General features: G+C 69.8%; 14 protein-coding genes. 7 read left to right on the plus strand and 7 right to left on the minus strand.

Annotated elements, in window-relative coordinates; genetic code table 11:
- Positions 1-121: 121 nt before the first annotated feature.
- Both ABZ833_RS34740 and ABZ833_RS34745 read right to left on the minus strand, forming a co-directional pair.
- On the minus strand, positions 122-532 hold the full coding sequence (locus ABZ833_RS34740; protein WP_361055368.1) for a hypothetical protein: 411 nt from the start codon (positions 530-532) through the stop codon (positions 122-124).
- Between the two features lie 81 nt (positions 533-613).
- Positions 614-1,825: a pyridoxal phosphate-dependent aminotransferase gene (locus ABZ833_RS34745; protein ID WP_361055371.1), complete on the minus strand. Its 1,212-nt coding sequence runs from the start codon at positions 1,823-1,825 to the stop codon at positions 614-616.
- A gap of 229 nt (positions 1,826-2,054) precedes the next feature.
- On the opposite strand from ABZ833_RS34745, the gene ABZ833_RS34750 reads away from it, so the two are divergent.
- Positions 2,055-2,888 carry a serine protease gene (locus ABZ833_RS34750; RefSeq protein ID WP_361055374.1) on the plus strand — a complete coding sequence of 278 codons (834 nt, stop codon included), beginning with the start codon at positions 2,055-2,057 and terminating at the stop codon, positions 2,886-2,888.
- Between the two features lie 178 nt (positions 2,889-3,066).
- Positions 3,067-3,933 (plus strand): trypsin-like peptidase domain-containing protein, encoded by an 867-nt coding sequence (locus ABZ833_RS34755; protein WP_361055377.1) that lies wholly within the window; start codon positions 3,067-3,069, stop codon positions 3,931-3,933.
- 68 nt (positions 3,934-4,001) lie between these two features.
- Here ABZ833_RS34755 and ABZ833_RS34760 read toward each other — a convergent pair whose 3' ends face one another.
- Positions 4,002-5,429 carry an FG-GAP-like repeat-containing protein gene (locus ABZ833_RS34760; RefSeq protein ID WP_361055380.1) on the minus strand — a complete coding sequence of 476 codons (1,428 nt, stop codon included), beginning with the start codon at positions 5,427-5,429 and terminating at the stop codon, positions 4,002-4,004.
- A 177-nt stretch (positions 5,430-5,606) separates the two neighbouring features.
- Here ABZ833_RS34760 and ABZ833_RS34765 point away from each other — a divergent pair, with 177 nt between their 5' ends.
- Entirely contained in the window at positions 5,607-6,218 is a 612-nt protein-coding gene (locus tag ABZ833_RS34765; RefSeq protein WP_361055383.1) for a hypothetical protein, read from the plus strand.
- A gap of 17 nt (positions 6,219-6,235) precedes the next feature.
- Here ABZ833_RS34765 and ABZ833_RS34770 read toward each other — a convergent pair whose 3' ends face one another.
- Complete coding sequence (locus ABZ833_RS34770) at positions 6,236-7,846, minus strand: D-aminoacylase (protein WP_361055386.1); 1,611 nt, start codon at positions 7,844-7,846, stop codon at positions 6,236-6,238.
- Positions 7,847-8,045: 199 nt separating this feature from the next.
- Positions 8,046-9,353, minus strand: coding sequence for an amino acid deaminase (locus ABZ833_RS34775; RefSeq protein WP_361055389.1), 1,308 nt, complete (start codon positions 9,351-9,353; stop codon positions 8,046-8,048).
- 129 nt (positions 9,354-9,482) lie between these two features.
- Here ABZ833_RS34775 and ABZ833_RS34780 point away from each other — a divergent pair, with 129 nt between their 5' ends.
- The 4 genes from ABZ833_RS34780 to ABZ833_RS34795 all read left to right on the plus strand — a co-directional run bounded on the left by ABZ833_RS34780 (position 9,483) and on the right by ABZ833_RS34795 (position 13,384).
- A complete protein-coding gene (locus tag ABZ833_RS34780; protein WP_361055392.1) occupies positions 9,483-10,553 on the plus strand; it encodes a sugar kinase in 1,071 nt (356 codons plus the stop codon).
- On the plus strand, positions 10,550-11,308 hold the full coding sequence (locus tag ABZ833_RS34785) for an IclR family transcriptional regulator (RefSeq protein WP_361055395.1): 759 nt from the start codon (positions 10,550-10,552) through the stop codon (positions 11,306-11,308). The genes ABZ833_RS34780 and ABZ833_RS34785 overlap by 4 nt, the downstream gene beginning before the upstream one ends.
- A gap of 6 nt (positions 11,309-11,314) precedes the next feature.
- Complete coding sequence (locus tag ABZ833_RS34790) at positions 11,315-11,725, plus strand: RidA family protein (RefSeq protein ID WP_361055398.1); 411 nt, start codon at positions 11,315-11,317, stop codon at positions 11,723-11,725.
- 129 nt (positions 11,726-11,854) lie between these two features.
- A complete protein-coding gene (locus ABZ833_RS34795) occupies positions 11,855-13,384 on the plus strand; it encodes a gluconate:H+ symporter (RefSeq protein ID WP_361055401.1) in 1,530 nt (509 codons plus the stop codon).
- A gap of 89 nt (positions 13,385-13,473) precedes the next feature.
- Here the strand turns inward: ABZ833_RS34795 and ABZ833_RS34800 are convergent, their stop codons facing one another.
- Both ABZ833_RS34800 and ABZ833_RS34805 read right to left on the minus strand, forming a co-directional pair.
- The gene (locus ABZ833_RS34800) at positions 13,474-14,292 is read right to left on the minus strand and encodes an MBL fold metallo-hydrolase (RefSeq protein ID WP_361055404.1); all 819 of its coding nucleotides are present in this window, start codon (positions 14,290-14,292) and stop codon (positions 13,474-13,476) included.
- 141 nt (positions 14,293-14,433) lie between these two features.
- On the minus strand, positions 14,434-15,774 hold the full coding sequence (locus tag ABZ833_RS34805; protein ID WP_361055407.1) for a M14 family metallopeptidase: 1,341 nt from the start codon (positions 15,772-15,774) through the stop codon (positions 14,434-14,436).
- Between the last annotated feature and the right edge of the window lie 134 nt (positions 15,775-15,908).

A 15,908-nucleotide genomic window follows, 5' to 3' on the forward strand; every position in this document is an offset into this window, starting at 1 on the left:
CCCGGTCCGGATGCCTCGAGGCGTCCGGACCGGGGCCGTTGGTGGGCCCCCGAAGGGGCGCGGGGAACTGCGCGCTCAGCCACGGCGCACCCGCGGCCGCGCAAGCAGCCTGAGCGGCAGCTCAGTGGGCGCCAACCAGCCGGGCCGCGCCAGCGTGCGCGTCCATGCGCCGCGCAGCGAGAATCGCCGCCGCGGTGTCGGCGCGGGACGCCGCCACCACCAGGGCGCGGCCCGCGAGGGCGTGGGCGCGCTGGTGCAGGGCGGTGAGGTGCGGTTCGTGGATCGCGGTCACCACGGCCGAGCGGACGGGCGTGAGACCTCCGCGCAGCCGGGCCACCTCGGACGCCAGCTGCTCGGCGGCGTCGTCGAGGTCGGCGGCGGGCGCGAGGGCGCGCAGCTCGTCCGTGACGGCGAGGAGCGCGGCCAGATGCGCGGCGAGCTGGATGTCCAGCTCCTCCTCGCGGGAGCGGTGCGGGAAGTCGCCCGGGTCGGCCATGGCATGGACCGACTTGGTGCGGATCGGCTCGTACATGGGATGGCCTCCTGGCGGGTAGCTTGAAAGCCATCCTACATTAGATTCAGTCTAAAGTTGAGCCGGGGTTGATCCCGGGGGCTAGGTCTGGCTGTAGCCGTCCAGGAAGTTCCCGATCCGGGTGACGGCCTCGGTCAGATCCGTCGTCGTGGGCAGCGTGACCACCCGGAAGTGATCCGGCTCGGGCCAGTTGAAGCCGGTGCCGTGGACGACCATGATCTTCTCGGCGCGGAGCAGGTCGAGCACCATCTGGCGGTCGTCCTTGATCTTGAAGACCTTCGGGTCGAGCCGCGGGAAGAGGTAGAGCGACCCCTTGGGCTTCACGCAGCTCACGCCGGGAATCTGCGTGAGCAGGTCGTACGCGGTGTCGCGCTGCTCCACCAGACGCCCGCCCGGCAGGACGAGGTCGTTGATGGTCTGCCGCCCGCTGAGCGCCGCGACCACGCCGTGCTGGCCGGGCATGTTCGCGCACAGGCGCATGTTCGCGAGGATCGTCAGGCCCTCGATGTACGAGGACGCGTGCGCCTTCGGCCCGGAGATCGCCACCCAGCCGACGCGGTAACCGGCCACCCGGTACGCCTTCGACATGCCGTTGAAGGTGAGGGTGAGCAGGTCGGGGGCGATGGCGGCGGTGGGGGTGTGGACGGCGTCGTCGTAGAGGATCTTGTCGTAGATCTCGTCCGAGCAGACCAGGAGATTGTGGCGCCGTGCGATGTCGGTGAGGCCGCGCAGCATGTCCTCGCTGTACACGGCGCCCGTCGGATTGTTCGGGTTGATGATCACGAGCGCCTTGGTGCGGTCGGTCACCTTGCGCTCGATGTCGGCGAGGTCCGGCATCCAGTCCGCCTGCTCGTCGCAGCGGTAGTGCACGGCCGTGCCGCCGGAGAGCGAGACCGCGGCCGTCCACAGCGGATAGTCCGGCGCCGGTACGAGGACCTCGTCGCCGTCGTCGAGCAGGCCCTGCATGGCCATGACGATGAGCTCGGAGACGCCGTTGCCGATGAAGACGTGCTCGACGTCCGTCTCGATGCCCAGGGTCTGGTTGTGCATGACCACCGCGCGGCGGGCGGCGAGCAGGCCCTTCGCGTCTCCGTAGCCGTGCGCGTCGCCGACGTTGCGGAGGATGTCCTCCAGGATCTCGGGCGGGCACTCGAACCCGAAGGACGCGGGGTTGCCGGTGTTGAGCTTGAGGATGCGGTGGCCCGCCGCTTCCAGCCGCATCGCCTCCTCGAGCACCGGGCCCCGGATCTCGTAACAGACGTTGGCGAGCTTCGTCGACTGGATGACCTGCATGTCCGCGAGCTTACGGCCGTGTCACGAGGGCCGCCTCGTGTTTTCCGCCACGTAGGGGGTGACGGCCTCCGGTGCGGCGTGGCGGAGCCGGGCGTGGAACTGCGGACTGTCCTGTCAGCGGTCAGTCGTGTCCGTATGTGGTCTTGTCCTCGAGGCCGACTACCTCAACAATGCGCATGACAAAACCGAAGCAACTTCGGTCACATGGTCAACAGAGGGGACCCCCCACATGAACAAGCCTCTCGTCGTCGCGTGCTTCTCCGCCCTGCTCCTCGGAGCCACGGCGGCGCCCGCGACGGCCGTCAGTGACGAACGGCCCGCAAAGGCGAAGGCAGTTGACTTCGCGGGCACCGTGGCGCTGAGCAACTGTTCCGGCTCCGTCGTCCGCGTACCGGACTCGCAGCCCGGCGACCCGGCGCTCGTGATGTCCAACGGCCACTGCCTGGAGGCCGGGTTCCCGGCGCCCGGTGAGGTCGTCCTCGACAAGCCGTCGTCGCGCAGCTTCACCCTGCTTGACTCTAGCGGCGGCGACGCCGGCACGGTCAAGGCGAGCAAGATCGCCTACGGGACGATGACCGACACGGACCTCTCGCTCTACGAACTCACCAGCACCTACAGCGAGATCGAGAGCGAGTTCGGCATCAAGGCCCTTGAGCTGAACGCGGCGCACCCGGAGCAGGGCAAGGCGATCACCGTCGCCTCCGGCTACTGGAAGAAGATGTACAAGTGCAGCATCGACGGCTTCGCCTACCGTCTCAAGGAGGGGAACTGGACCTGGAAGGACTCGGTCCGCTACACCCCCGACTGCCAGACCATCGGCGGCACTTCGGGCTCGCCGGTGATCGATGACGCGACCGGCAAGGTCGTCGCCGTCAACAACACCGGCAACGAGAGCGGCGAGGAGTGCACGGACAACAACCCGTGCGAGGTCGACGAGAACGGCAAGGTGACGGTCCGCAAGGGCATCAACTACGCCCAGCAGACGTACGGCATCGTGCCGTGCGTGGCGCCCGGCAACAAGATCGACCTGAGCCGCGAGGGCTGCGAGCTCCCCAAGCCGTAAGGCTTCGGGCCACGGCGGGGCCGGCCCTTCACGGGCCGGTCCCGCCGTTTTCGTGCGGTACCCGCCCCTGCGCACGCGCCGAAATGCAAGAGTTCTCGCCCCTTGTCCCTTATTCGTGGGCCCCCGAAGAATGCCCATGACAACCACACAGGGCACAGCTGCAAGGGGGGCTCCACAGATGAAGAAGGCTCTCGCGGGCGGGTTACTCGCCCTCACCCTCGTAGGGTTCGGCTCCGCGCCTTCGGTCGCGGCTCCGGACAGCGCACCGTCGACGGCGGCGGGGGAGGCCGCCGGGAAGGGCGTCGACTTCGCCGGGACCGTCGCGCTCAGCAACTGTTCGGGCTCCGTCGTCCGCATGCCTCAGTCGAAGGCGGACGACCCCGCGCTCGTCCTCTCCAACGGCCACTGCCTGGAGAGCGGATTCCCGGCGGCGGGCGAGGTGATCGTCGACCAGCCGTCCACCCGCACCTTCAAGCTCCTGGACGCGACGGGAGCGGAGAAGGCGACACTCAAGGCGAGCAAGATCTCGTACGCGACGATGACCGACACCGACATCTCGCTGTACCAACTCACCACCAGCTACGGCGACATCAAGAAGAAGTACGGCATCAAGGCGCTGGAGATCGAGGACGCCCACCCGGTCAAGAAGCGGGCCATCACGGTCGTCTCCGGGTACTGGAAAGAGACGTACACCTGCAAGATCGACGGGTTCGCCTACCGCCTCAAGGAGGGCGAGTGGACCTGGAAGGACTCGGTCCGCTACACCCCCGAGTGCCAGACCATCGGCGGCACTTCGGGCTCGCCGGTGATCGACCACAAGACCGGCAAGGTCACCGCCGTCAACAACACGGGGAACGAGGCGGGCGAGCGCTGCACCCTCGACAACCCGTGTGAGGTCGACCGGCACGGCAACGTGACGGTCCGCAAGGGCATCAACTACGCACAGCAGACGTACGGGATCGTGCCCTGCGTCGGACACGACAGCAAGATCGACCTCGGCCGGAAGGGCTGCAAGCTGCCGCGACCGGCCGCTGCCCAGAGGTAGCGGGTTCGCCCCTCCCGGCGCACGTGGCCCCCGTCCCCGTCACCTACGGGGACGGGGGCCGTCCGTCGTCAGTCCTGGAGGGTCTCACCGAACCGCGAGCCGCTCGCGAGGCCGAACTCGGCCGAGCTGAGGGACTTGGAACCGGAACCGGTGAGGCCGGACGACGAGCCCGGCAGGGTCCACAGGCCACCGCTGCGGTCGTTCTCGAAGGAGGCTGTCACGGCCAGGTCGCCCTTGCCGTTCTTGTCGTAGTCGGCGATCCGGACCTGTGCGCCGAAGAGGTCCCCGGTCTCGGCGGCGCCCGGAACTCCGGCGGTGTCCTGGGAGATGCGCACGACCCCGGACTGCGAGACACCGGCGGCGGAGCCGCGGAAGACGGTCACGTCGCCCGCGTTGTCCAGGTCGCCGAGCTGTTCGCCGTTGGCACCGACCACCAGTTCGGCCTTGCCGTCGCCGGTGACGTCACCGATCGCCACCGAGGCTCCCCAGTTGTCGCCGTCCTCGTTGGCGCCGGGCACACCCGTGCTGTTCTGGTGCAGGGTCACCGGGTCGCCGAAGCCCGTTTGGCTGCCGTAGCGGACGGTGACGTAGCCGGAGCCGTTGCTGGGGTCTTCGACGGAGAAGAAGTCGGGCCAGGTCAGGGACGTGGCCATGTCGTCGAAGCCGTCACCGTTGATGTCACCGAGCGCGACGGCGGTGTTGCCGTCGTCCACGCGCTGAATGCGGTTCGGACTGCCCTCCTGGCCCGTGAAGACGGCGGTGCCCGGACGTTCGGTACCGGCATCGCCGGTCACCGCCAGGTCGTCCTTGCCGTCCCCGTTGACGTCGCCCACGGCAGCCTCCGAGAACCGCAGGCCCGCACTGGAGGCCGACAGGGTGTACGCAGGGACCGGGTTGCTGTCCCGGGCGAGGCCGCCCTTGTACACGACGACCGCGCCCGGCTCGATCACCGCGAGGTCCGCGCCGCTGTCGCCGGTGAAGTCCCCCACCGCGACGTCCCAGCCGTGGGCCTGCCACTGCTCCGGATTCTCCACAGTGGTGGTGGTGCTGGTGGTGAACGGCTTGGTGCCGCCCCACAGGATGGTGACGCTGCCCTGGCCCTCATAGGCCCCCACGTCCTCACCGTCGGCGCCCACGACGAGGTCCGCGTATCCATCACCGTCCAGGTCGCCGCTGGCGATCGAGCTTCCGAAATGGTCACTGTCTTCCGGCGTGCCCGGCACTCCCGCGGAACTCTGGGTGAGAGAGGCCTTGCCGGTGGTGGCCAGACCGCCGGCCGTCCCGAAGGCCACGACCACCTCACCCGCGGCTTCCGCCCCGCCGACGGTCTTGTACGGCGCGCCGACCGCGATGTCCCGGTGCCCGTCGCCATTGAAGTCGTCGGCGAGCTTGGCAGGAGCGGCGGAGGCGGACGCCACCGGACCAACGACGAACAGACCGCCGGTCAGCGCGGTGACGGCCGCGGCGGCGACAACGGTGCGGAAGGGAAGGGGCATGAAGGTTCTCTCCTTGGAGCCGTGCTGGACGGTGCCAAAGACAATCCAAGGAGTCGAAGGGTTGTACGAGCGAGGGCGGAAACGGACGGGCCGCCACCCGGTGACGGCGGCCCGCTCCGGTGAGACGTTGCCCGCGGCACTCCCGCCGGACGGACCGGCAGGGACGAGGGGGACACCATGACGAGGTTCCTGAATCACGTGGAGTACGCGGACGACGAGGCGGAAGCGATCGAGCTGCTGACCGCCTACAGCGAGTCGCTCGGCCTGCCCTGGGGAGTGATCCCGCAGCGCAAGCGGGACGCCTCTGTTCGCGTCGCGTGGGACGAGGACAAGAACAACGGTCTGGCAGCGGCCAAGAAGACCATCGAGGACGACGTGAACGACCAGCGGCGCGCGGCGCGGGTGGCGGAACGCACGGCGGCGATCCAGGCCCAGGGCAACTCCCTGGTGAAGGCGATCGGGGCGAAGACGACCGCCGGGGAGCTCCTCGAACTGTGCAGGCACCACTACGAGCAGGCCAACCACCCGAACTTCACCTTCGGTTCGGGCATGACGGAGGACGACTACGCGGCCTTCCGCGAGGAATGGTCGGACGCCGCCGAGATCGCTGACCGCGGCTACGACCAGTTCACGAAGTTCACGTCGTCCGCCATCCAGGACAAGGAGGCTCTCGGCAAGGGACAGGTCGGGGACACCCTGGCCACGCGCGGACGGCAGGGCAACGTGTTCGTGACCATCGTGGGGGCGAAGTTCAACGCCCACATCGACATCAAGGGCAAGAAGAAGTGAGGAAGTAGCGGCGGGACCTACGGAGTCCGGCGCACGGACCGTCCCGCGAGGACGTCCGTGCGTCGCCCGTCCTCCATCACGAACCTGCCGTCGATCAGGACGTGCGGGATGCCCGTCGGCAGGGTGCGGGGAGCGTCGAAGGTGGAGCCCGCCGCGACCGTCTCCGGGTCGAAGAGGACCAGGTCGGCGCGGTAGCCCTCGCGGACGATCCCCCGGTCGGGGAGGCGCAGGCGGGCCGCCGGGCGCGACGTGAGGTGGGCGACGCACTCTTCGAGGGTGAGGACGCCGAGTTCGCGCACGTAGCGGCCGAGGTACTGCGGGAACGTGCCGTACGCGCGCGGGTGCGGCTTGAAGCCCTGGAGGATGCCGTCGCTGCCGCCCGTGTGCACGGGGTGGCGCATGATCGCCTGGACGTTCTCCTCGTGGCCGACGTGCTGGAGGATCGTCGAGCCCAGCTTGTCGTTGATGAGCAGGCGGCGTGCGGTGACCCAGGGCTCCTCGCCGCGCTGGGCGGCGGACTGGGCGACGGTCTTGCCCACGCAGGAGGCAAGACCGGGGTCGCTCACACCCGAGATCTCGATCTTGTCCCACTCGATCGGTACGCCGTGACAGCCGTCGGCGCCGATGACCTCCATGTGGTGGCGGATCTTCTCGGCGGTCTCGTCGTCCTGGAGCCGGGCCAGGATCGAGTCGGGCCCGCCCTCGCTCGCCCAGCTCGGCAGCATGGCGACGAGGGTCGTGCAGCCGGGGGTGTAGGGGTACGTGTCGAGGGTGATGTCGGCGCCGCCCGCGAGCGCGGCGTCCAGGAGGGCGAGGAGGTCGGGGGCCTTGCCCTTGTTCACGCCGAAGTTCATGGTGGCGTGCGCGAGGTGGAGCGGACAGTTCGCGGTGCGCGTGAGGTCGACCATCTCCTCGTACGCCTGGAGGGCGCCGGCGCCGTAACTGCGGTGGTGGGGGCAGTAGTAGCCGTTGAACCGGGCCACCACCTTGCAGAGCTCGGTGAGTTCGGAGTCGTCGGCGTACATGCCGGGGGTGTAGGTGAGGCCCGACGACATGCCGACGGCGCCTTCCGCCATCCCTTCGGCGACGAGCTGTTTCATCCGCTCGACCTCGGCGGGGGTGGCCGGGCGGTCGTCCCAGCCGACCGCGTACATGCGGACGGTGCCCTGGGGGATGAGGTAGGCCGCGTTCACGGCGATGCCGCGGCCGCCGTGCGAGCGGTCGAGGCGGTCCAGGTACTCGCCGACCGTGCGCCAGTCGAAGTCGATGTCGCCGCCGTCGCCGTTCCAGCCGGTGATGGCCTGGCGGACCTGGGCGAGGGTGCGGTCGTCGACCGGGGCGTAGCTCAGCCCGTCCTGGCCGATGACCTCCAGGGTCACGCCCTGGGCGGCCTTCGCGCTGTGGTCCGGGTCGCGGAGGAGGGCGAGGTCGCTGTGGGCGTGCATGTCGATGAAACCGGGCGCTAGCGCCAGGCCTTGGGCGTCCAGGGTCTTGGCCCCGGTGAGCCGGGGGCCTTCGCCCTCCCTGCGGATCTCGGTGATCCTGCCCTCGTGTACGCCGACGTCGGCTCGGTAGGAGGCACCTCCGGTGCCGTCGATGACGCGGGCGTCTCGGATGACGAGGTCCACGGGGTGCCTCTCTCTTTGCTTGGCTGCGGGCTGTGCGTGGTGCACCCGGCCTCCGGCCGGGTTGTTGTTCCCACCCGCCGTCGGCGTCTGCGGGGTAATCGGGTGGGTGGGTGGGAGACATCCGCCGCGGAGCGGCGGTTCTGCTTGGTCGGCCACCCGGCACCGCGGGGTGACCGGGGAGCCGCCCAAGACCCAGGGGTCAGAAATAGGTGCGGATGTAATCCGTGACCGTGCCGTCCGCCTCGACCAGGGGGATCAACTGCCACTTGTCGAAGGAAGTGCACGGGTGCGAGAGCCCCATGCCCACCCAGTCGCCCACGGCGAGATCCGCCTCCGGGGTCGTACGGACCCACCCGTGCTGGTCGGAGAGGCCCGTCACCGTGACACCCGTCGCGGGCCGGTCCACCCCGCCCCGGTGGACGACCTGCGCCTCGGGCAGGTCGATGTCGTACGCCGCGTCCCGCTTCCCCGCGTTCGTGAACGCCTGCTCCGGCGTGGGCCGGGACACCACCTGCGCCCAGAGCCGGAACGCCGGGTGCAGCGCGCCCTCGTCCGGGACGCGGTTGAAGGGGGTCAGGTGACGGTAGTGGCCGTCGTCATGAGAGACGTACGCGCCCGAACGCAGCAACTTCAGGACAGGCACCGACAGTTCGGGGATCTGGGCGAAGACGTCCGCCACGGCGTCGAACCACGCGCTGCCACCGGCGCTGACGACGACCTCGTCCAGGTCCGCGAACCGGTTCGCCTTGTCGAAGTCGACCGCGAGCGCGGTGAGCCGCTCCAGCCAGGCGCGCACGCGCTCGGGCGTCGCGTCCGGCACCTCGCCCTCGTAGCCCGCGACGCCCACCAGGCGCAGCGTGTCCGCCGCCGCGACCGCGTTGGCGATCTCCACGCACTCGGCTTCGGTGCGCACACCGGTGCGCGCACCGTCGCCCGCGCCGAGCTCCACCACGACGTCGACCGGACGCGTCGCGTTCGCCTCGCGCAGAGCAGCGTCCATCAGGGCGACGCCGGGCACGGAGTCGACGTAGCAGATGAAGCGGAAGGAGGGATCGGCGTCCAGTTCGCCCGCGATCCAGCGCAGCGCCGAAGCGTCCACCAGCTCATTGGCGAGGAAGATCCGCTCCACCCCGAAGGCACGCGCCACCCGCACCTGATGCGGCACGGCCAGCGTGATGCCCCACGCGCCGCGCTCGGTCTGCCGCGCGAAGAGCTGCGGAGCCATGGACGTCTTGCCGTGCGGGGCGAAGGCGAGGCCGTGCCGCTCGGAGTATGTCTCCATCAGCGCGAGGTTGTGCTCCAGGCGCTCGGCGGAGAGGGCGAGGACGGGGGTGGTGAAACCGTCCGTGAAGAGGTTGCGGCGCTGGGCCGCGAGCTCGCCGACCGTCAGTCCCTCCGCGTCCGGGGGCAGGCCCTTGAAGCGGTGGTCCACCCGCTCCTCGCTGAGCCGTGCGAGCTCCCGGGCGGCACGCCCGGCGGAGTGGTCTGCGGCGTTGTCGGCGGCCATGGCGCCTCCTCGAAAAGGTGCGTTGCATGATGTGCAACGGTCATTGCGTATGTCGCTTACTGCTGTCTAACATCCGAGCCAACGCCGGGTCAACGGATCCGGACAGTCGGTTGAGGGGCAGGAAAGATCGTGACCGCAGAGGCCGCAAACGCCGCAGAGGCCGCGCAGGCAGCAGTGGACGTCGTGGCACTCGGCGAGTCCATGGTCACGTTCCTGCCCTCCCGCGCGGGCCGCCTCGCCGACGTCCCCTCCTTCGATCGCGGAATCGGCGGCGCCGAGTCGAACGTCGCCTGCGCCCTCGCCGCGGCCGGGCACCGCACCCGCTGGGTCAGCCGCGTCGGCGCCGACGGCTTCGGCGACCACCTCGTCGAGGCCATCGCCCGCTACGGCGTGGACACCCGCTGCGTCGGCCGCGACCCGCACCGCCCCACCGGCATCTACTTCCGCACCGCCGACGACCGCGACACCGACGCCCACGAGGTCCTCTACTACCGCGCGGGCTCGGCGGCCTCCGCGATGGCGCCCCGCAGCGTGGACCGCGAGGCCCTCGACGCAGGACGCATCCTGCACCTCTCCGGCATCACCGCCGCCCTCTCCGCGGACTGCCTCGCCCTCCTGCGCGAGCTGACCGCACCCCGCCCCGGCCGCCCCCTGGTGTCCTTCGACGTCAACTACCGCCCCGGTCTGTGGAGCGGCGCGGCGAGCGAGAGCCCCCGCGTCCTCCTCGACCTCGCACGCGGCGCCGACCTCGTCTTCGTCGGCGAGGACGAGGCCGCCGACGCCTGGGGCGTCACCGGCGGCCCCGACGCCATCCGCGCCGCGCTCCCCGAGCCCGCGACCCTGGTCGTCAAGCAGGGCAGCGGCGGCGCCACCGTCTACACCGAGGGCGAGCCCGCGGTCTTCCAGGCGGCGCTCAAGGTCGACGTCGTCGCCCCCGTGGGCGCGGGCGACGCCTTCGCCGCCGGGTTCCTCTCCGCCACCCTGCGCGGACTGACCGCCGACCAGCGCCTGCGCCACGGGCACCTCATGGCCGCCGCCGCGCTCACCGTGCCCGGCGACCTCGCGACGCCGCCCGCGAGGGAGCACACCGATCGTCTTGCCGCACTGGACGCAGAGGCCTGGGGGACACTTCGTCTCGGCCCGGGTTGGACGGACGGCGTCCCCGTGAACACTGAGGCCAAGGAGGAGGCACGTACATGAGCCAGACCGTCGACCGCGCCCTGTCCATCCTGCCGCTGCTCGCCGAAGGCCCCGCCGACCTCGGCCAGGTCGCCGAGCGTCTCGAAGTGCACAAGTCCACCGCCCTGCGACTCCTGCGCACGCTGCACGAACACGGCCTGGTCTACCGCCAGTCCGACCAGCGCTACCGCCTGGGCGCCCGCCTCTTCGCGCTCGCCCAGGAAGCCGTCGAGAACCTCGACGTACGCGAGATCGCGCACCCCCACCTCCTCGCCCTGAACGAGAAGTGCGGCCACACGGTCCACCTCGCGGTCTACGAGGAGCAGGAAGTCCTCTACATCGACAAGGTCGAGAGCCGCTACCCGGTGCGGATGTACTCGCGCATCGGGAAGCCCGTCGCGATCACCGTCGCGGCCGTGGCCAAGCTGCTGATCTCCGACTTTCCCGAGGCCGAGCGCCGCGCCATCGCGGAGAAGCTCGACTACCCCACCTACACGTCCCGTTCGACGCCCAACGCCGCCGCGTTCCTCAAGGAACTCAGCGCCGTGCGCGAACAGGGATGGGCCACCGACCTCGGTGGCCACGAGGAGTCCATCAACTGCATCGGGGCCCCCATCCGCGGTGCGGACGGCCGGGTCGTCGCCGCCATGTCGGTCTCCGCGCCGAATGTCGTCGTCACCGCCGACGAACTCCTCACGCTGCTCCCGCTGGTGCGCCGTACGGCGGATGCCATCAGCCGGGAGTACTCCGGCAAGTCACCCCTCAAGGAAGCCTGAACGACCATGACCGAGAAGACCGCGCTCACCCCGGCCACCCACACCACCCCGCCCGCGAAGTTCTCCCACGGCGTGAAGAAGGGCAACATCCTTCAGGTCGCCGGTCAGGTCGGCTTCCTGCCCGCCGAGGAGGGCAAGGCCCCCACCCCCGCGGGCCCGACCCTGCGCGAGCAGACCCTCCAGACGTTCGCCAACGTCAAGGCGATCCTCGAAGAGGGCGGCGCGACCTGGGACGACGTGATGATGATGCGCGTCTACCTCACGGACGTGGACCACTTCGCCGAGATGAACGAGATCTACAACGCGTACTTCGAGGAGCAGGGCCTCAAGGCCCCCGCGTCGGCCCGCACCACGGTCTACGTGGGCCTGCCCAAGGGTCTGCTCATCGAGATCGACGCGCTCGCCGTCCTGAGCTGACGCAGCCCGTCCCCTGATCCACCCTCCGCAAGCCGCTAGTCGTCACGGCGCGGTGCCCAACTCCCCCCTTCGGGCGCCGCGCCGTGATCCCCCCTGCCCCGAAAGCCCCATGCACTTACGAGGTCAAAGATGTCCCCGTCCCCCTTCGCCGCGCTCGCGGCCGCCGCCCCCGCCGAGGAACCACCGCACACCGGCGGCATCCTCACCCTGATCGACGGCACGGCCGGTCTCCTCACCGTCGCCGCGCTCGGCATCGTGCTTCTCCTCTTCCTGATCATCAAGATCAGGCTGCAGCCCTTCGTCGCGCTGCTCGCGGTCTCCATAGTCGTCGGCCTCTCGGCCGGCCTCTCCGTCACCGAACTCTTCGGCACGGTCCAGAAGTCCGACGCGATATCCGTCATCGAGTCCGGCATGGGCGGCATCCTCGGCCATGTGGCGATCATCATCGGCCTCGGCACGATGCTCGGCGCGATACTCGAGGTCTCGGGCGGGGCAGAGGTCCTCGCCTCCCGCCTCCTCGGCCTCTTCGGCGAGAAGCGCGCCCCCCTCGCGATGGGCCTGACGGGCCTCATATTCGGCATCCCGGTCTTCTTCGACGTCGGCATCTTCGTCCTCGCGCCGATCGTGTACGCCGCCGCCAAGCGCAGCGGCAAGTCGATCCTGCTCTACTGCCTGCCCCTGCTCGCGGGTCTGTCCATGACCCACGCGTTCCTGCCCCCGCACCCCGGCCCGGTGGCCGCGGCCGGTCTGCTCAAGGTGGACCTCGGCTGGGTCATCCTGATGGGCATCGTCTGCGGCATCCCCGCCGTCATCGCCGCCTGGGTCTACTCGGCCTGGATCGGCAAGCGCATCTTCGTGCCCGTCCCGCAGGACATGGTCGAGGCCGCGGACGAGGCGAAGGCGGCGGTCGTCGCCGAGCAGCGGGATGGGGGTACCCCCTGCTCGAGCGAAGCCGAGAGCTTGGGGGAGGGCGTGGAGCCGCGCGAGAAGCCGGTGCCGCTCGGCATCGTGTTCGCGATCATCGGAACACCGCTGTTCCTGATCCTCCTCGCGACCTTCTCGTCGATCGCCTTCGACCCCTCGACCCTCCGCTCGGTGATCGAGTTCTTCGGCAGCCCCTTCGTCGCCCTGACGATCGCCCTGCTGATGGCGTACTACCTCCTGGGCATCCGGCGCGGCTGGTCGCGCAAGTCCCTGGAGACGGTCTCGACCTCCTCCCTGAAGCCGGTCGGCAACATCCTGCTGGTGGTCGGCGCGGGCGGCATCTTCGGCGCGGTCCTCAAGGCGAGCGGCGTGGCCAAGGCCCTCTCGGACACCTTCCAGGACGTCGGCCTGCCGATCATCGTCCTCGCCTACCTGCTCTCCCTGGTCCTGCGCGTCGCCCAGGGCTCGGCGACGGTGGCGATCGTGACGACGGCGGGCATCGTGGCCCCCCTCCTCGCCGAGGGAGACCACTCGCAGGCGTTCGTCGCCCTGGTCATCATGGCGATCTCGGCGGGCTCGATCTTCGCCTCGCACGTCAACGACGGCGGCTTCTGGATGGTGGCGAAGTACTTCGGCATCTCGGAGCGGGACACGCTGAAGACGTGGACGGTGCTCGAGTCGGTGCTGTCCCTGGCCGGGTTCGCGGTGGCGGCCGTGGTGAGCCTGTTCGTCTAGCGGTTCACCGACGACAGGGGCGCTGTCGTACGTCGCCGAGGGCGTCCCGGGCCGCGACGGTCCGGGACGCCCTCGGCGTCATGTCGGCGTCACGCGACCTGGTGACCGTCGGCGGGCTCGAAGCCGGCCAGCATCTGCTCCAGTGCCGCCTGGTCGGGCCCCACGAACGGTGAGGCCCCGGTCGCCGAGCCCAGTGTGTCCATCATCGTCCCGGTGATGCCCAGGGCCGGTGGCAGATGCGTGGAGAGGACGATCTCGGGCGCACCGTCCCGCAGCGGCCGGAAGCTGTCCAGGAACTTCACGGGGTCCACGACCTGCACCCAAGGACTGTCGACCGTCGCCCAGAGCAGTTGCGCGGCCCGCAGATCCTCCACGGGGACCTCGCGGACGTCGTCCGCCCGCGCCAGGTCGGCGGTGGCCATCGGCCCTCCGAAGCAGTCGGAGCTGAAGCAGGCGCCCGACTTGTCGTCGAAGAACCCGACCGTGGCCGGGTTGTCGAAGAGGGGCGGCCTGAACCCCGTGAGGGTGCGGTCGCCGACGTCCAGGGTCTGCCCCGGGTTGAGCAGATAGCACCGGTCGAGCGGCAGCGGGCGCTCACAGGACATGATCCCCGCGCCCGCGAACGTGGTCACGACGCGCGCTTCGGGCGCCGCCTCCAGCAGATCGAAGATCCCGCCGGTGTGATCCCGGTCCGGGTGGGTGAGCCAGATCCAGCGCACATCGGCGGGATCGAGGACGGCGGCGAGCGCCTCCAGGAAGTTGCGGTCGGGCAGCCCCAGGCCGGTGTCGACGACGACGGGCTGGGAGGCGTGCAGCACGAAGGCGTTGACCGGTATGTGTCCGATTCCCGGTACTTCCAGGCTGTCGCTCAGGGCGCTGATGTCGGGGCGTACCTTGTGGACGCGCATGACACATCTCCATGCCCCCTCAGGGATGGTGATCGCGTCGCGGCCTCTACGTATCCATCGTCGTCCTGTTCCGTCGCCGCCGCACCCCGGGCGAAGGGCCGCCGCCGATCGACGACGGCCCTTCGCCCGGTCCCGGTCCGCTCAACCGGTGCAGTACTGCTGCTCCTTGCCGATGGACCGGTACATGCAGTCCGAGTTCTCCAGGAGCTGCAGAACCGCGTCCCTGTTGCGGTTCGTCTCCCGCTCGATCACCTCGTCGGGCGGGTAGAAGCCGCCGCCGCCCGCGGACGACGGGTACATCTCGAAGGTGTAGCTGAAGATCTTCTGGTTGCCCCAGAGCCAGTCGTTGATCGACCCGTCCGTGATGTAGAGGTCGCTGGACTGCTGCGGCGTGTAGCCGTTGCTCGCGGCCATCTTCCGGCCGATGGCGGCGTGCGCGTCGCGGTCGTCCTGGGTGAGGCCGGGGCCCGTGTCGCTGTACGTGTAGCCGTACGGCCACAGGACCAGCTCGCTGTACGTATGGAAGTCGATGGAGGCCTTGATCTGCTGCTTGCCGCCGACGATGCGGCTGCGCACGAAGTTGGAGACGACCTTCACCTCGGGTGCCGACTCGGCGCTCGGGCCGCGGTAGGTCTCGGATCCGGTGGAGCCGGACGAGCCGCCGCAGCAGCCCCACCGGTAGGCCCAGTTGCGGTTCATGTCGGTGCCGACGTTCGACGAACCGCTGTTGGGCTGACGGTTCTTGCGCCAGCTGCGGTAGGAGCCGGTCGCGATGTCGTACTCGCCGCCGTCCGGGTTCAGGTCCGGCACGATCCAGATCTCGCGCTCGTCGACCATCTTCTTGATGCGCGCGTCCGTGCCGTAGTCGTCGCCCAGTTCGCGCAGCAGGTAGAGCGCCATCTCGACGGTCAGGTGCTCGCGGGCGTGCTGGTGGTGGGTGAAGAGGACCTCGGGCTCGGCCTCGTCCGTGCCGACGTTGTCGCTGATCTTGATGGCGACGATGTCCCGGCCCGAGTAGGACTTGCCGATGACCCTCTTGCTCATCAGGGTCGGGTGGGCCGCGATGCGCTGGTCGATCTCCGCGTTCATCTCCGCGTAGTTGTGGTACCTCGCGTCGGCGGGCGGGAAGTCCTTGGCCTCCACGGGTTCGCCGTTCGTACGCTTCGGGGGTCCGGCCAGGGCCTTGAGCTCGTAGCCCGCGTCCCGGAGCTGGGCCGCCTCGCGGCCGTCGGCCGAGACGACGACCGCGCGGGCGTCGACCTCGTCGATGGCGACGCCGGTGCGGGCGAGCGCGGTGCGTGCGGCCTTGTCGTCGCCGAGAGGGATTTCGTACTGGCGCGTTTCTTCGTCGGCCGCCGGCGTGCTCCGTGCGGTCCGCTCGGTGGTGTCCGGTGAGGCGTTGGCGGTGATGGGTGCCGCGACGGCGAGGGCGAGAAGAACCGCGAGGGCCGCGGATCTTCTGCCGCGTATGCGAAGTCGCATGAAGTCTCCTGAGGGGTGGGGGGTGGTCCACTGCGACGCGTGCGGTGCGGGTTGCGCGGCCCCATCGTGGAGGCATGGCATGCTCCGGTCAACGCTGTCTTCGGCCAACCCCTTGTGCCGCGCGCCGCCATGCG

It is taken from the genome of Streptomyces sp. NPDC047525 (assembly GCF_040643025.1).
GTDB lineage: Bacteria > Actinomycetota > Actinomycetes > Streptomycetales > Streptomycetaceae > Streptomyces > Streptomyces durmitorensis.

Bases quoted from the DNA above. Each gene is read 5' to 3' on its own strand.
- ABZ833_RS34740 (WP_361055368.1), bottom strand. From the start codon at position 532: ATGTACGAGCCGATCCGCACCAAGTCGGTCCATGCCATGGCCGACCCG.
- ABZ833_RS34745 (WP_361055371.1), bottom strand. From the start codon at position 1,825: ATGCAGGTCATCCAGTCGACGAAGCTCGCCAACGTCTGTTACGAGATC.
- ABZ833_RS34750 (WP_361055374.1), top strand. From the start codon at position 2,055: ATGAACAAGCCTCTCGTCGTCGCGTGCTTCTCCGCCCTGCTCCTCGGA.
- ABZ833_RS34755 (WP_361055377.1), top strand. From the start codon at position 3,067: ATGAAGAAGGCTCTCGCGGGCGGGTTACTCGCCCTCACCCTCGTAGGG.
- ABZ833_RS34760 (WP_361055380.1), bottom strand. From the start codon at position 5,429: ATGCCCCTTCCCTTCCGCACCGTTGTCGCCGCCGCGGCCGTCACCGCG.
- ABZ833_RS34765 (WP_361055383.1), top strand. From the start codon at position 5,607: ATGACGAGGTTCCTGAATCACGTGGAGTACGCGGACGACGAGGCGGAA.
- ABZ833_RS34775 (WP_361055389.1), bottom strand. From the start codon at position 9,353: ATGGCCGCCGACAACGCCGCAGACCACTCCGCCGGGCGTGCCGCCCGG.
- ABZ833_RS34785 (WP_361055395.1), top strand. From the start codon at position 10,550: ATGAGCCAGACCGTCGACCGCGCCCTGTCCATCCTGCCGCTGCTCGCC.
- ABZ833_RS34790 (WP_361055398.1), top strand. From the start codon at position 11,315: ATGACCGAGAAGACCGCGCTCACCCCGGCCACCCACACCACCCCGCCC.
- ABZ833_RS34795 (WP_361055401.1), top strand. From the start codon at position 11,855: ATGTCCCCGTCCCCCTTCGCCGCGCTCGCGGCCGCCGCCCCCGCCGAG.
- ABZ833_RS34800 (WP_361055404.1), bottom strand. From the start codon at position 14,292: ATGCGCGTCCACAAGGTACGCCCCGACATCAGCGCCCTGAGCGACAGC.
- ABZ833_RS34805 (WP_361055407.1), bottom strand. From the start codon at position 15,774: ATGCGACTTCGCATACGCGGCAGAAGATCCGCGGCCCTCGCGGTTCTT.